This window comes from Cryobacterium sp. PH31-AA6 (assembly GCF_030063195.1).
In the GTDB taxonomy this organism is placed as follows: Bacteria; Actinomycetota; Actinomycetes; order Actinomycetales; family Microbacteriaceae; genus Cryobacterium.
The window spans coordinates 50823-66036 of the sequence record NZ_JASISS010000012.1 but is presented as its reverse complement, the minus strand read 5'-3'; the positions used below and the strand labels follow the sequence as shown (position 1 = coordinate 66036).

Sequence of the window (15214 nt, the reverse complement as noted above, 5' to 3'; positions counted from 1 at the left end):
TTCGGATGCCGGCGGCACGGCCGGGCACGGAAGGGGCTCGACCAGCGTGCCGATCGGGGGCAGACTCCACCGTGAAAGCACCCGGCGAACGAGGAGACCGCATCCGTGTCCAGGCAAGAGGATTTCGTCATCGTGGGCGCGTCGCTCGCCGGAGCGTCGGCAGCCAGGGCCCTCCGCGCGGAGGGCTTCTCCGGCGCCATCCGGCTGCTCGGCACCGAAGCCCAGCACCCGTACATCCGGCCCCCGCTGTCCAAGGATTTCCTCGCCGGCACGGCCGAACGCGGCGCGGTCTTCGTGGAGGACGACGACTGGTACCCGGCCAACGGGGTCGACTTCCGGCCGTCCACCCGCGTGGTCGACCTCGACCCGGGCGAGCACCGCCTCACCCTGGACGGTGGCGAGACGCTCGTCTGGGACCGACTGTTGCTGACCACCGGCTCGTCCCCGCGCCGGCTCACGATTCCGGGGGCCGACCTGACCGGTATGCACTACCTGCGCACCCTCGACGACTCCGAGGCCCTCCACGGGTTTCTCGCCGGCGGCGGGCGACGGCTCGTGCTGATCGGCTCCGGCTGGATCGGGATGGAGGTCGCCGCGACGGCGCGCACGCTCGGCAACGATGTCGTCATCCTGGAACGCGGCCCGATCCCGCTCGCGAACGCCCTCGGCGACGAGCTCGGCCAGATGTTCGCCGAGCTGCACCGGGACAACGGGGTGGTTCTGCGCCCCTCCGTTGTCGTCGAGGGCATCGAGGGAGCCGACGGCCGGGTGACCGGAGTGGTGCTGGCCGGCGGCGAGGTCGTGCCGGCGGATCTGGTGCTGGTCGGGATCGGCGCCACGCCGAATGTCGGCCTCGCCGAGGCCGCGGGGCTGGAGGTAGACAACGGGATCGTGGTGGACGCGAGCCTGCGGACCAGTCATCCCGACATTTACGCGGCCGGCGACGTCGCCAACGCGTACCACCCGGTGGCACGGATGCGGCTGCGCAGCGAACACTGGGCGAACGCCCTGCACGGGGGTCCGGCGGCGGCGCGGGCCATGCTCGGGCAGAGCGTGTCGTTCGACGCCATCCCCTACTTCTACACCGACCAGTTCGACCTGGGGATGGAGTACTCGGGTTTCGGACCGCTGACCCGCGGCGCCGAGCTGGTCTTTCGCGGCGACCGGGGCGCGCGGGAGTTCATCGTGTTCTGGCTGGCCGCCGGCACGGTGGTCGCCGGCATGAACGTGAACGTGTGGGACGTGAACGAGGGCGTGCAGGCCCTCATCCGCCGGGGCACCCCGGTCGATCCGGGGCGCCTGGCCGACGCCTCGGTCCCCCTCGACGCCGTTTAGCCGCGGTTGACCGGGTTGTCCCGGCGCCCCGCTACTCCCACTCGATGGTGCCCGGCGGCTTCGACGTGACGTCGAGTACGACCCGGTTGACCCCGTCCACCTCGTTCGTGATCCGGTTGGAGATCTTCGCGAGCAGGTCGTAGGGCAGTCGGGTCCAGTCCGCGGTCATCGCGTCCTCGGACGACACCGGGCGCAGCACGATCGGGTGGCCGTAGGTGCGGCCGTCGCCCTGCACGCCCACCGAGCGCACGTCGGCGAGCAACACGACCGGGCACTGCCAGATCTCGCGGTCGAGGCCGGCGGCCGTCAGTTCGGCGCGCACGATCGCATCCGCGTGGCGGAGCAGGTCAAGCCGGTCCTGCGTGATCGAGCCGACGATGCGGATGCCGAGGCCGGGTCCGGGGAAGGGCTGACGCTGCACGATTTCGGCCGGAAGCCCCAGTTCGGCGCCGATGGCCCGAACCTCGTCCTTGAACAGGGTGCGGAGCGGCTCGATCAGCTCGAACTGCAGGTCGTCGGGGAGCCCGCCCACGTTGTGGTGGCTCTTGATGTTCGCGGTGCCGCTCCCGCCGCCGGACTCGACGACATCCGGGTACAGGGTGCCCTGCACGAGGAAGCGGATCGGGTCGCCGTCGATCGCGGCGGCCTCCTTGATCAACTCGGCCTGGGCCTGCTCGAAGGTGCGGATGAATTCGCGGCCGATGATCTTGCGTTTGGTCTCCGGGTCGCTCACCCCCTCGAGCGCGGTCAGGAACTGTTCCCGCACGTCGACGGTCACGAGACGCACGCCGGTGGCCTTGACGTAGTCTTCCTCGACCTGGCGGCGCTCATCCTGGCGAAGCAGCCCGTGGTCGACGAAGACGCAGACAAGCTGGTCGCCGATGGCCTTGTGTACCAGGGCCGCGGCCACGGCCGAGTCCACCCCGCCGGAGAGACCACAGATGACCTTGCCGGTGCCGACCTGGGCGCGAATGCGCGCCACCTGTTCGGCGATGACGTTGCCGCTGTTCCAGTCGGCGGGGATTCCGGCCGCGCGGTGCAGGAAGTTCTCCAGCACGTTCTGACCGAATTCGGAGTGCTTGACCTCGGGGTGCCACTGCACGCCGTAGAGCCGGCGCTCGTCATTCGCGAACGCGGCGACGGGGGTCGATGCCGTCGCGGCGAGCACGCTGAAGCCGGCCGGGGCCTCGGACACGGAGTCGCCGTGGCTCATCCACACGGTCTGCTCGGCCGGCTGATCGGCGAGCAGAGCGTTGCCGCTGTCCGAAACGATGACCGGGGTGGAGCCGTACTCGCGGGCGCCGGTGTGGGCGACGGTCCCGCCGAGGGCGGTCGCCATCACCTGGAAGCCGTAACAGATGCCCAGGACCGGGATACCGAGGTCGAAGATGGCCGGGTCGAAGGTGGGGGCGCCGTCGGCGTAGACGCTGGACGGTCCGCCACTGAGCACGATGCCGAGCGGGTTCTTTGCCGCGACCTCGGCCGCGGTGATCGTGTGTGCCACGATTTCGGAGTACACGGATGCCTCGCGCACGCGTCGGGCGATCAGCTGCGCGTACTGCGCGCCGAAGTCGACCACGAGCACGGGGCGGGCGCCGGTCTGGGCGGCCACGGCGCTCATGAACGGGCCTCGGCGGTCGCGGCGGACACGCCGGCGTCCTGCGCCGCGAGGAACGTCTTGACCTCGCGCGCGACGCGCACCTCGAGGAAGAAGGACAGGGTGGGGATGATGCCGCCGAGCGCGATCACCAGGAAGCGCGGGAACGACCAGCGCATCAGGCTCCACAGCCGGAAGTCGGCGAACAGATACAGCACGTAGAACCAGCCGTGCACGATCAGGATCGCGGTGCTCAGGTTGAACGCGGTCACGGTCTCGCGCGGGACCAGGGCGAGGAGTCCGTTCGGACCGCCCAGTTCGATTTCGTACTGGAAGACGAATTTGAGGATGACTTCGACGCAGAGCAGCAGCAGGAAGACACCGGTGATGATCGACGAGACCTGGTAGAGCCGGAGCGCACCGGGGATGCTGGGAAGGTCGGCGGGCTTGGGTTCGAGTGGCATGCGGTAATTCTATCCGGCCGCCGCGGCATCGATGGCGGCCTGCTCCTCCTCGCGCTCCCAGGCATCCCGCACCAGGCGGTACCAGAGGAACACGGCGAAGCCGGCGAAGACGGCCCACTCGAGGGCGTAGAAGATGTTGAGCCAGTTCAGCGAGGCGTCGGAACCGGGCTCCGGGGAGTCGATCACGAGCAGGCCGGTGGCACTGGTCGAGTCGATGATGTAGCCCGCGTATACGGGTTGGTCGGTGAAACCGGTCCAGAGGTTGATCAGCGCCGCGGTCGACACGGTGGTCTGGGTGCGCGGGTCGCGCCCGTCTGCGGGCACGACGGGGGCTTCGGACGGAACAAAACGGCCGGTCAGGGTGAGGGGCTGTTCGGCGGGCACGGCGGCCAGGGCCTGGATGACCTTCTCGGCGGCGGCCTGGTCGGCCGCCCAGCCGCGCGCCACCGCGATGTTCGCGGCATCGACCGTGACGAAGCGGCTGACCACCCAGAAACCCTGGGCACCGTCGTTGAGGCGGTCGCTGATCAATTGCTCGTCGCCGGGCAGATACGCCCCCTGGACGGTCACCTGCTGCCCGGTGGCCGCCTCGCGCGGCGGCCCGTCCGGTTGCACGGCCGACTCGAGCGGTTGCACCGTCTCGGTGCTCCGTTCGACGACCTGGCCGGATGCGACGGCTCGCTCCAGCTGCCAGCGGCCGAGGAGGGCGAAACCCGCGGCCACGGCGAGGGCCAGCAGCAGCGCGAGGATCCAGCGCGGCCGGAGCATCATCCTGATCATGTGTAGTCCTCAGTGCCGTTGTCGCGCGGCGGTTTCTCTGTCTGGCCGGGCTTGGGTGCCAACCGTTCCCGGACGAAGTCGGCCATCGAATCGCTGGTCTGGCGGGCGGGTTGTGCACCGGCGGCGTTACCCGGTGGGCGCACGCCGTCGAGCTCGTCGAAACCGTCGAGCTCGTCGAACCTGTCCGCCGAGGAAGCTGTCGTGCCTGTCGGCGCGAGCGGGGATCCGCCCGCGTGCTCGACCAACCGGCTGACGGCACGCTCGGTGTCATCGCGGGTGCCGGCGTCGGCTTCCTTGGTGATCGCCTCGACCAGGGCGATCTCCTCGTCCAGCATCGGGTTTCGGAGCGGCGGGCGGGTCGGCACACCCCTGCGCAGGCGGCGGCCGGCGGCCGCTCCGATCTTCTCGGAGTTCGCGGCGAACAGCGGTCCGAGAATCGCCATCGTGAGCACATAGAGGCCGGCGAACGGTTGCAGCCGTTGGTCGAGACCGGCACTCACCGACAGGGTCGCCAGGATCAGGGTGAACTCGCCCCGGTTCACGAAGATGGCCGCGGTGTTCAAGCCCTCCCGCGGGCCCATGCCGTGCAGTCTGGCCATCAGCATGCCCGAGACCAGGCTGAGCACGAAGGTCATCGCCACGGCCAACAGCACGATGGTGATGACCGAGCCGAACTCGGCGACGTCCAGTGCCAGGCCGAAGTTGAGGAAGAAGAAGGCGCCGAACACATCGCGGAGGGGAACGGCGACGCGCTCGATCCGGCCGCGATAGGTGCTGGCCCCGAGCACGACTCCGATCAGGAACGCGCCGATCGCATCCGTCACCCCGATGATCTCGCCGACCCCGGCAAACAGGACGGCGAGCCCGAAGAAGAGGATGGTGAAGAGCTCGTCGTCCTTGGTGCGCATCAGCCGGGAGACGACCCGGCCACCCCACCGGGCGACCGAGAACATCACCACGAGGAAGAGGAACGCGATGCTCAGCTGCAACACGATCGGCCAGATCTCGGTCTTGCCGCTGAGCACGACGGAGACGATCGCGAGGTAGACGGCGATGAAGATGTCGCCGACCACGGTCACGCCCAGGATCATCGGGGTTTCCTTGTTCGCCAGCCGGTGCAGTTCGATCAGAAGTTTGGTGATGATGGCGCTCGAGGAGGTGCCGGTCATCCCGGCGATCACGAGGGCTTCCCTGGTGCCCCAGCCGACCATCATGCCGAACGCGAAACCCAGCCCCATATTGATCAGGACGTAGGACCCGCCGGAGAGGAGCAGTTTTCCGGCGTCGCCGAAGAACGCTTCCTGGTCGAATTCGAGGCCAAGGCTGAACAGGAGCAGGATCAGCCCGAAGACGGCGATGAGTTCGATGTCCGCCGACTGGAAATCGAGCGGGAACCAGCCGCTGTTCGGGCTGGCGAGCAGCCCGACGATCATGTAGACCGGGATCGACGGGAGCCCGATCAGTTTTCCGGCGCGCCCGAGGAAGTAGGCGACGACGAGCAGTATGCCAAGAGTGATGAGGTCTTCGCCGAGGTGCATGGGCTAGCCCCCTGGCGGTGCGTCGACGGTCTTCGCCTTCACCTCGCCGGTGCGGAAGAACGCGAAGGCCTTCGCGACCTTCTCCGGGGAACCGGCGACGACGAGCGTGTCCCCGGGGAAGACCCGGAAGTCGTGGGCCGGGGCCGGGTTGGCGGACTCCCCGCGCACGACGGCGACGACCGTGAGGCCGGCGATGCCGCGATCGGCCGGGTTGCCGAGCGTCTGGCCCGCGATGTGGTCCTCATAGTCCACCGTGAACCAGTCGATGCTCAAACCGGGGATCTGGTCGAGCGCGGTGAGCGACTCGGTGATCTGGGTGCCGCCGAGGAGCTCGGCCAGGGTGTGCGCCTCGTCCTCGTTCAGCCGCAGGGAAACCTTCGCGGCGTCGGGCCCACCCTCGTCGTCGGCGAAGGTGATCAGGTCGCTGTGCCCGGAGCGGTGGGCGATCACGCCGACCTTGCCACCGTCATCCGTGATGAAGGTGTGCAGCACTCCGACTCCTGGGAGCTTGACCCGACGAACGTCAACCATGGTGAGGACTCCTGAGGCTTGTGGGCAGTCCGCCCAGTGTACCGGAGCGAGCCAGCGCGCCGACCGGACGCCGCCCTCCGCCCGCGCCCCGCGCCCGCCCGCTCCCGCGTCGCCCGCCCGCCCCGCGCCCGCCCGCGCCCCGCGCCCGCCCGCTCCCGCGTCGCCCGCCGCCGCGCCCGAATCCGCACGGCGCGCCCGCGCCCACCGCAGCGGCCTGCGGAAACCGGCGCGCCGGCGATGAACGGCCCGAGCCGAGAAGGTATGCCCCGAGCGGCATCCGCTCGGAATCGCCCCCCTTCGACGCCGCCGCCCGGTCCTCGGCTACTCCCCCACCGCCGGCTCGATGCTGCACTGTCCACCGAATCCGCGCCGCCAGCCCTGTCGCACGCCGACGCGGCGGACCCTCGGTGCATGTCGACCGCTTCCCTGGCCCCACTGCACCTGCTCGCCGCGATCGCAGGCAGGACCGGCGTCATTCGCAGCCGGGACGCGACGGCCCTGGGCCTCGAACGCGCGCTGCGAACCGAGTTCGAACGCGGGCGGGTGGTTCGTCTCCGCGCGGGCGCGTACGCACTCGCCGAAGAGTGGGAAGCCCTGAGCCTGGATGCCCGCTATCTGCGCCGGGTGCAGGCCTACGCCGCGGTCAGCGAGGAACCGCTCGTGTTCTCTCACCACTCCGCTGCCGCGATCTGGGGCCTCCCCGTCATCGGGGCCTGGCCGAGCGGCGTCGACGTCCTCATCGACCCGGCGGCGGGAGGGCGATCGAGGCACGGCGTCACGCGTCATTTCCAAGACGGTCCAGTGTCGATCGTCGAACGGGACGGGCTGCTGGTGACGTCACCCGCCGACACGGCCGTCGCCCTGGCCCGGATCCTGCCCTTTCCGGCGGCGGTCGCCATGCTGGACCGGGCCATCCACCGCCCGCGCAGGGGAACCGTTCTCTCCACCCGGGACGACCTCGAGCGGGCCCTCGCCGCCATCCCGTCCGGCAAACGCGTGAATGGCCGCAGCGGAGCCTTCCGCGCAGCGGATTTCGCCACCACCGAGTCCGGCTCCACGGGCGAATCCGTCAGTCGCGCGTTCATCTACCTGCTCGGCTTCCTGGCTCCCGAACTGCAGGTGCGGTTCGATGACGATCAGGGGTTCATCGCGTTCGTTGACTTCTTCTGGCGGCGGATCAACCGGGTCGGCGAATTCGACGGATTCGGAAAGTACATCAAGGAGGAGTTCACGCACGGTCGTACCACGGCAGAGGTCGTCATGGACGAGAAACGCCGGGAAGACCGCGTGCGGGCCTGTGGGCCCTTTGTCAGCCGGTGGGACTGGAAGCTCGCCCTGGACCCCGTGGCGTTCGGCCGGTTCCTCGCCCGCATCGGAGTGCCGCAGGTGCGCTGATCGGGTGCCACCGCGGGCCGGGTACCTAAGGCCGCGCCCGGAACCGCACGGCGCGCCCGCGCCCGCGGTCGCGGCCTGCGGAAACGGGCGCGGCCTGGGCTCCCGGCCCGCGGCTCGGGCGCGCGGAGGGCTGGGCGCCTGGGGTGCGGAGCGCTACTTTGCCGCGCCGATGTCGGGGGCCTCGAGCCGCACGCGATCCGCCGATTCGTCGTCGGGTTCCAGTTGCGAGGCCCGCTCGGCCGCGACACGCTTGAGATAGTAGGCCACCTCGCGTTCCTCCCGGGCGGTGTCCCAGCCCAGCACCCCGGCCATCAGCCGCGCCGCCACCGGGGCTGCGGAGACACCGCGGTCCCAGGCCTCGATCGAGATCCGGGTACGCCGGGCGAGCACATCCTCGAGGTGCAGCGCTCCCATGTGGCTCGCCGCGTAGACGACCTCGGCCTTGATGTAGTCGTCCGCGCCGGGCAGCGGCTCGCTGAGTTCCGGAGTTTCCCGGATCAGGTCGAGCAACTCATCGGTCAGGGTTCCGTAGCGGTTCAGCAGGTGCTCGATCCGCACGGTGTGCAGCCCGAACGCCTTGGCGATCCTGCCGCGCTTGTTCCAGGCCGCGCGATACCCTTCCGCTCCCAGCAGCGGGATGTCTTCGGTGGTCGACGGGGGTACTCGCCCGTCGAGCGCGTCGACGGCGGCGTCGATCGCATCCTTCGCCATGACGCGGTAGGTGGTCCACTTGCCACCCGCGATCACGACCAGGCCGGGCACGGAGTGGCCGACGAGGTGCTCCCGCGAAAGCTTCGAGGTGCTCTCCGACTCCCCGGCCAGGAGCGGTCGGAGGCCGGCGTAGACTCCCTCGACGTCTTCCCGGGTGAGCGGAACCCGCACCACCGCGTTGACGTGCTCGAGCAGGTAGTCGATGTCGGCGGCCGTCGCCGCCGGGTGCGCCTTGTCCAGGTGCCAGTCGGTGTCGGTGGTGCCGATCAGCCAGTGCCGGCCCCACGGGATCACGAAGAGCACGCTCTTCTCCGTGCGCAGCAGCAGTCCCATCGCGGACTGGAACCGGTCGCGCGGCACGACGAGGTGGATCCCCTTCGACGCGCGCACCTTGAAGGTGCCACGCTCGCCGACCATGCGCTGGGTGTCGTCCGTCCACACCCCGGTCGCGTTGACTACCTGCTTGGCGCGCACCTCGAAACGTTCGCCGGTCTGCAGATCGTGGGCGTGCACACCGACCACTCGTTCGCCGACCTTGATGAAGCCCTCGACCCGCACCCGGCTGGCGGCGTGGGCGCCGTAGAAGGAGGCCGTGCGCACGAGCGACGCCACGTAGAGGGCATCGTCGACCTGGGCGTCGTAGTAGGTGATCCCGCCGACGATCGCATCGGCGTTGAGGCTGGGCAGTAGGCCCTTCACCTGGCGCTTCGAGAGGTGACGGTGGTGCGGCACGCCGGGTGGGCGCCCGCCGGTGTAGGAGAAGATGTCGTAGAGCAGCATGCCGGCGCCCACGTAGAACCGCTCGGTGAACCGTTTCTTGAGCGGGTAGAGGAATCGCACCGGCTTGACCAGGTGCGGCGCGATCCGCTGCAGCAGGAGTCCCCGCTCGGTCAGAGCCTCGCGGACCAGCCGGAAGTCCAACTGCTCCAGATAACGGATGCCGCCGTGCACCAGCTTGGACGACCGGCTCGAGGTGCCGGAGGCCCAGTCGCGCGCCTCGAGGATTCCGACACTCAGCCCGCGGGTGACCGCGTCCAGGGCGCAACCGGCCCCGACGATCCCCCCACCGACGACGAGAATGTCGAGTTCTTTGTCCTTCAGCCGCGCGAGTGCGGCTGCGCGTTCGTCCGGGCCCAGTTTCGTGGACCGTGACACCGAGTTTCCTGTGGACATATGCTCACTCCCATCCTGATGGTGTGGTGCTTACCTCGACGCTAGTTCGTTCGGTACGGCGCGACAACCACTTCAACGCGCTGAAATTCCTTGAGGTCCGAATAGCCGGTGGTCGCCATCGACCGGCGCAGCGCGCCGACGAGGTTGGCCGTGCCGTCCGCGATCGGCGTGGGGCCGTAAAGAATGGTCTCCAGCGGGGCCAGGGCACCCACCTCGACGCGCTTGCCGCGGGGCAGCTTGGAGTGATGTACCTCGGGGCCCCAGTGGAAGCCGCCGCCGGGGGCATCCGTCGCCCTGGCCAGCGCCGTGCCGAGCATGACGGCGTCGGCGCCGCAGGCGATGGCCTTGACGATGTCGCCGGAGGTGTTCAGGCCACCGTCGGCGATGACGTGCACGTAGCGGCCGCCGGACTCGTCCATGTAGTCCCGGCGGGCCCCGGCGACATCGGCCACGGCGGTGGCCATGGGGGCGTGGATGCCGAGGGAGGCCCTGGTGGTGGAGGCCGCGCCGCCGCCGAAGCCGACGAGCACGCCGGCAGCGCCCGTGCGCATGAGGTGAAGGGCGGCGGTGTAGGTGGCGGCGCCGCCGACGATGACCGGCACGTCGAGTTCGTAGATGAACTTCTTGAGGTTGAGCGGTTCCTGGTTCTGCGAGACGTGTTCGGCCGAGACCGTGGTGCCGCGGATCACGAAGAGGTCGACGCCGGCGGCGACGACGGTCTCGTACAGTTCCTGGGTGCGCTGCGGCGACAGGGCGCCGGCGACGGTGACGCCGGCGGCGCGAATCTGGGCCAGGCGCTCGGTGACCAGGCTCGGCTTGATCGGCTCGGCGTACATTTCCTGCATCCGGGCGGTCGCCCGGTTGGCAGGCAGTTCGCGGATCTCCGCGAGGAGCGGTTCAGGGTCGTCGTACCGGGTCCACAGCCCCTCGAGGTCGAGAACGCCGACCCCGCCGAGCTGGCCCATCATGATGGCCGTGTTCGGCGAGACCACGGAGTCCATCGGTGCGGCGAGGAACGGGATGGAGAACTGGTACGCGTCGATCGTCCAGTTGACCGAGACGTCTTCCGGATCGCGAGTGCGCCGGCTGGGCACAATCGCGATGTCGTCGAAGGCATACACGCGGCGAGCGCGCTTGGAACGGCCGATCTCGATTTCCATGGCTCCAGTTTAGGTGCCGCCCGAAGACACCGCCCACCCGGCACCGGCCGGACCGCCCCGCGAGCGCCCGGCCAGCCTCGACGCGACTGCCCGGAAGGTGCATTCTGAGGGGATGGACGTCACCGCCGAACCCCTGAGCCTGCTCCGCGAACGCACAAGCATGAAATGGCGGAGCTATCCGCGCGATGTGCTGCCGTTGTTCATTGCCGAGATGGACTACCCGCTCGCCGCGCCGATCGCCGATGCCCTGATCGACGCCGTGCACCGCAACGACACCGGCTACGTCGCACCGGGCAACGATCTCGGCGACGCCTTCGCCGAGTTCGCCGGGTCCCGGTGGGGCTGGCGGGTCGATCCTGAGCAGGTGGCCAGCACCACGGATGTCAGCGTCGCCATCGTCGAGACTCTCCGGGGTCTCATCCAGCCCGGCGACCGGGTCGTGATCACTCCCCCGGTCTACCCGCCGTTCTTCGATCTGGTCGCCGAGGCCGGCGGCCGGGTGGAGGCGGTTTCGTTGCTGCACGGCCAGACCGGCTGGACACTCGACCTCGGCGCGCTCGAACGCGTCTTCCGGGCCGGCACCCGCTTCATCCTGCTCTGCAACCCGCACAACCCGATCGGACATCCCCACGGCATCGAGGATCTCACCGCCCTTTCCGAGATGGCCGCCCGGTACGGCGTGACCGTCGTCAGCGACGAGGTGCACGCGCCTCTGACCCAACCCGGGATTGGCTTCACGCCCTACCTGACCGTGTCTCCGGAGGCCGCCGAGCACGGGATCTGCCTCACCTCCGCGAGCAAGGCCTGGAACCTCGCCGGGCTCAAATGCGCGCTGATCGTCACCGCGTCGGAGCGAATGCGCGAGACCGTCACGGCCCTGCCGCAGGAGGTGGCCTGGCGCACGAGCCAGTTCGGGCTGATCGCCGGGATCGCGGCCTACCGACACGGGCAACCGTGGCTCGACGGCGTACTCACCGCACTGGACGCCAATCGCCACCTGCTCGGGGCCCTGCTCGATGCCCAGATGCCCGGGGTTGGCTACTCTGCGCCGGACGCGGGCTTCCTGGCCTGGCTCGACTTCGGCACCCTCGGCTGGGGCGATGACCCGTCGGTTGTCGCACTGGAGCGCGCCAAGGTGGCGCTCAGCCCCGGCCCGATGTTCGGTGCGCCGGGCGCCGGCTTCGCCCGGCTCAACTTCGCCTGCTCACCGGAGGTGCTCTCCGAGGCCGTCTCCCGCCTGGCCGCCGCCATCTGACCCGCGCGGCGGCCAGCCCGGTGGTCCAGCCCGGTGGTCGAGCCTGTCGAGCCCGGGGATGGAGCCTGTCGAGACCGGTGGTCGAGCCTGTCGAGACCGGTGGTCGAGCCTGTCGAGACCGGTGGTCGAGCCTGTCGAGCCCGGGGATCTCGACAGGCTCGACCAGCGCGGCGGCTCGATCAGCGGCGGTAGTTGGGCGCCTCGACCACGATCTGCACGTCGTGCGGGTGCGACTCCTTGAGGCCGGCAGACGTGATCCGCACGAACTTGCCCTTCTGCTTGAGCTCGTCGATGGTGCGAGCGCCCACGTAGAACATCGACTGGCGCAGCCCGCCGATGAGCTGGTAGGCCACGGCGGACACCGGGCCGCGGTAGGGAACCTGGCCCTCGATGCCCTCGGGGATCAGCTTGTCGTCGGAGGGGACATCCGACTGGAAGTAGCGGTCCTTCGAGTACGAGGTCTTCGTGCCGCGGCTCTGCAGTGCGCCGAGCGACCCCATACCGCGATAGGTCTTGAACTGCTTGCCGTTGACGAAGACGAGCTCTCCCGGGCTTTCGTCGCAACCGGCGAGGAGCGAGCCGAGCATGACGGTGTCGGCGCCGGCCACGAGCGCCTTCGCGATGTCACCGGAGTACTGCAGGCCACCGTCGGCGATCACCGGGATGCCGGCCTCCCTGGCCGCGAGCGATGCCTGGTAGACCGCGGTGACCTGAGGCACGCCGACGCCGGCGACGATGCGGGTGGTGCAGATCGAGCCGGGCCCGACGCCCACCTTGATCGCGTCGGCGCCGGCCTCGATCAGGGCCTGCGCACCGGAGCGAGTCGCCACGTTGCCGCCGATGACGTCGACGTCGGCGAAGGCCGGGTCGGTCTTCAGGCGACGGATGATGTCCAGCACCCCGGCACTGTCACCGTTGGCCGTGTCCACAACGAGAACGTCAACCCCGGCCTCCAGCAGCGCGGTGGCGCGCTGCCAGGCGTCACCGAAGAAGCCGATTGCCGCGCCGACGCGGAGGCGTCCGGCGTCATCCTTGGTCGCGAAGGGGTATTCCTCGCTCTTGTCGAAGTCCTTGACCGTGATCAGACCGGTCAGGCGCCCCGCATCGTCGACCAACGGCAGTTTCTCGATCTTGTGGGTGGCGAAGATGGCGACGGCGTCCATCGGCGCCATGCCGACCTTGCCGGTGATCAGCGGCGCGGTGGTCATGACCTCGCGCACCCGGGTGGTGTGCTTCTTCGTGGCGGACACGAAGCGCATGTCGCGGTTCGTGATGATTCCGACGAGGACGCCGTCCGAATCGATGACCGGGAGGCCGCTGATCCGGTACTGGCCGCAGAGCGCGTCAACCTCGGCAACGGTGGCGTCGGGCGAAGTCGTTACCGGATTGGTAATCATGCCGGATTCGCTGCGCTTGACGAGGTCGACCTGCTCGGCCTGGTCGGAGATGGAGAGGTTGCGGTGCAGCACCCCGAGCCCGCCTTCGCGGGCCATGGCGATGGCCATCCGGGTCTCGGTGACGGTGTCCATCGCGCTGGAAAGCAGCGGTGTGGCCACGCTGATCCGACGGGTCAGGCGAGACGTGGTCTCTGCCTCACTGGGAATGACGTCGGTGTGCCCCGGCAGGAGCAGAACGTCGTCGTAGGTAAGCCCGGTGAAACCGAACGGATCTGGCTGATCCATGAAACCCCTTTTGCGTGAACTGAATAAATGGAAGAAGTCCGGAAATCCCAGGGATGCGACCGGTCCATCAATGTTAAGCGAGATTGCTCCCCGCGCATTCCGGTGTGATCCATGTGGGATAAACCAGCGCCACAGCCCCGTCTCGGCAAAGAAAATCGTCGCTGGGAGGAACATTGCCGAAACATATGAGACATAATCGGCACGTACTGTCGACAATGATGTTGGCAGGTGAGACCCGGGGCAGGCTCGGTGACAGACCCAGCATGCCGCCATGGAGGTGCAGTGAATTCCACTGAAGCTGTTCGCAGAATTTCACCCAGGACGTTGGTGGTCTTCCTCGGTCTGCTCTTTGCGGCCTTGACGATGTCCACGTTCTCCACCCTGTCGGCAAGCCCGGCCCACGCCGACGAGATCGGCACCGAGTACGACTACTCCTTCGCCGGAAACGTGCAGTTCAACGGCAAACCCCTCGACGGGGTCCTGATCTCGGTGAAGGGCGCCGGCTACGACGCCGAGGTCAAGACCGATGCCGAGGGCAAGTGGCGGATCGGCGTACCGGAGCGAGCCGCGTACACCATCACCCTGGACGAGAAGACCCTTCCCAAGGGAGTCGCCATCGTCAAGGATTCAACGATCAAGGCCGAGTTCGGCCAGACCAAGTTCAAATCGGTGAACTTCTTCCTGGGTCAGGAGGTCAGGTCCACGGTCAGCTTCTTCGACCAGTTCATCAACCGGTTCTTCAACGGCCTCAACTTCGGCCTCTTGCTCGCCCTTGCGGCCATCGGGTTGTCCCTGATCTTCGGAACGACCGGCCTGAGCAACTTCGCGCACGCGGAGATGGTCACCTTCGGTGCGCTCATGACCATGGCGTTCTCCTCCGGCGCGGGGCTCCCGATCTGGCTGGCCATCATCATCGCCCTCGTGTTGAGCGCCGGTCTCGGCTGGGGACTCGACGCGGCGATCTGGCAGCCACTGCGTCGCAAGGGAGTCGGTCTGATCCCCCTGATGATCGTGAGCATCGGCCTCTCGCTGGCGCTGCGATACCTCTACCAGTACTTCATCGGCGGATCCACACGACAGTTGCCCGGTGCCGGAATGGCGGACCTCAAGTTCGGTGCGATCTCCCTGTCGCCGATCGACATCGCCAGCATGATCGTCAGCACCGTGGTCTTGCTGGCCGTCTCCTACTTCCTCTTGCGCACTCGCATCGGCAAGGCGACGCGCGCGGTGTCGGACAACCCGAGCCTCGCCTCGGCCAGTGGCATCGACGTCGACCGGGTGATTCGGATCGTCTGGGTGCTCGGCGCGAGCCTGGCCGGGTTGAGCGGCGTGCTCTGGGCCTACTTCCGGCCCGGCGTGAGCTGGGACATGGGGTTCCAGATCCTGCTGCTCATCTTCGCCGCCGTCACGCTCGGTGGTCTCGGCACGGCGTTCGGCGCTCTCATCGGCTCGATCATCGTTGGTCTGCTCGTCGAGTTGTCGACGCTCTGGATTCCCTCCGACATGAAGTATGTCGGTGCCCTTGTTGTGCTGATCCTGGTCCTGCTGCTTCGGCCGCAGGGAATCATGGGTCGCAAAGAGAGAATTGGCTAG

At 68.6% G+C, this 15214-nt stretch carries 12 protein-coding genes; 4 read left to right on the top strand and 8 right to left on the bottom strand.

Going from position 1 to position 15214, the window contains the following annotated elements; translation table 11 throughout:
• Nucleotides 1–105 precede the first annotated feature (105 nt).
• Nucleotides 106–1335: an NAD(P)/FAD-dependent oxidoreductase gene (locus tag QMG61_RS10235; protein ID WP_283494223.1), complete on the top strand. Its 1230-nt coding sequence runs from the start codon at nucleotides 106–108 to the stop codon at nucleotides 1333–1335.
• A 31-nt stretch (nucleotides 1336–1366) separates the two neighbouring features.
• On the opposite strand, the gene guaA is transcribed toward QMG61_RS10235, so the two are convergent.
• Genes guaA through QMG61_RS10210 form a run of 5 tightly spaced genes read right to left on the bottom strand, consistent with a single transcriptional unit; the run spans nucleotide 1367 to nucleotide 6245 of the window.
• Entirely contained in the window at nucleotides 1367–2956 is a 1590-nt protein-coding gene (guaA, locus tag QMG61_RS10230) for a glutamine-hydrolyzing GMP synthase (protein ID WP_283494222.1), read from the bottom strand.
• Nucleotides 2953–3396 carry a DUF3817 domain-containing protein gene (locus QMG61_RS10225; protein WP_283494221.1) on the bottom strand — a complete coding sequence of 148 codons (444 nt, stop codon included), beginning with the start codon at nucleotides 3394–3396 and terminating at the stop codon, nucleotides 2953–2955. Before QMG61_RS10225 ends, guaA begins: the two co-directional genes overlap by 4 nt.
• 9 nt (nucleotides 3397–3405) lie before the next feature.
• Nucleotides 3406–4176, bottom strand: a complete 771-nt coding sequence (locus tag QMG61_RS10220) for an SURF1 family protein (RefSeq protein WP_283494220.1) — start codon at nucleotides 4174–4176, stop codon at nucleotides 3406–3408.
• Complete coding sequence (locus tag QMG61_RS10215) at nucleotides 4173–5714, bottom strand: cation:proton antiporter (RefSeq protein ID WP_283494219.1); 1542 nt, start codon at nucleotides 5712–5714, stop codon at nucleotides 4173–4175. Before QMG61_RS10215 ends, QMG61_RS10220 begins: the two co-directional genes overlap by 4 nt.
• Nucleotides 5715–5717: 3 nt before the next feature.
• Complete coding sequence (locus QMG61_RS10210; RefSeq protein WP_134505768.1) at nucleotides 5718–6245, bottom strand: cation:proton antiporter regulatory subunit; 528 nt, start codon at nucleotides 6243–6245, stop codon at nucleotides 5718–5720.
• Nucleotides 6246–6656: 411 nt separating this feature from the next.
• Between QMG61_RS10210 and QMG61_RS10205 the strand changes: the two genes are divergently transcribed.
• Nucleotides 6657–7640, top strand: coding sequence for a hypothetical protein (locus QMG61_RS10205; protein WP_283494218.1), 984 nt, complete (start codon nucleotides 6657–6659; stop codon nucleotides 7638–7640).
• Between the two features lie 153 nt (nucleotides 7641–7793).
• On the opposite strand, the gene QMG61_RS10200 is transcribed toward QMG61_RS10205, so the two are convergent.
• Both QMG61_RS10200 and QMG61_RS10195 read right to left on the bottom strand, forming a co-directional pair.
• Nucleotides 7794–9524: a glycerol-3-phosphate dehydrogenase/oxidase gene (locus QMG61_RS10200; RefSeq protein WP_283494217.1), complete on the bottom strand. Its 1731-nt coding sequence runs from the start codon at nucleotides 9522–9524 to the stop codon at nucleotides 7794–7796.
• Nucleotides 9525–9565: 41 nt separating this feature from the next.
• Entirely contained in the window at nucleotides 9566–10684 is a 1119-nt protein-coding gene (locus QMG61_RS10195) for a GuaB3 family IMP dehydrogenase-related protein (RefSeq protein WP_283494216.1), read from the bottom strand.
• Between the two features lie 13 nt (nucleotides 10685–10697).
• Between QMG61_RS10195 and QMG61_RS10190 the strand changes: the two genes are divergently transcribed.
• Nucleotides 10698–11939: a MalY/PatB family protein gene (locus tag QMG61_RS10190; RefSeq protein WP_349358280.1), complete on the top strand. Its 1242-nt coding sequence runs from the start codon at nucleotides 10698–10700 to the stop codon at nucleotides 11937–11939.
• 179 nt (nucleotides 11940–12118) lie between these two features.
• Here QMG61_RS10190 and guaB read toward each other — a convergent pair whose 3' ends face one another.
• The gene (guaB, locus tag QMG61_RS10185) at nucleotides 12119–13621 is read right to left on the bottom strand and encodes an IMP dehydrogenase (RefSeq protein ID WP_283494215.1); all 1503 of its coding nucleotides are present in this window, start codon (nucleotides 13619–13621) and stop codon (nucleotides 12119–12121) included.
• Between the two features lie 324 nt (nucleotides 13622–13945).
• On the opposite strand from guaB, the gene QMG61_RS10180 reads away from it, so the two are divergent.
• Nucleotides 13946–15214, top strand: a complete 1269-nt coding sequence (locus QMG61_RS10180; protein WP_502847027.1) for a branched-chain amino acid ABC transporter permease — start codon at nucleotides 13946–13948, stop codon at nucleotides 15212–15214.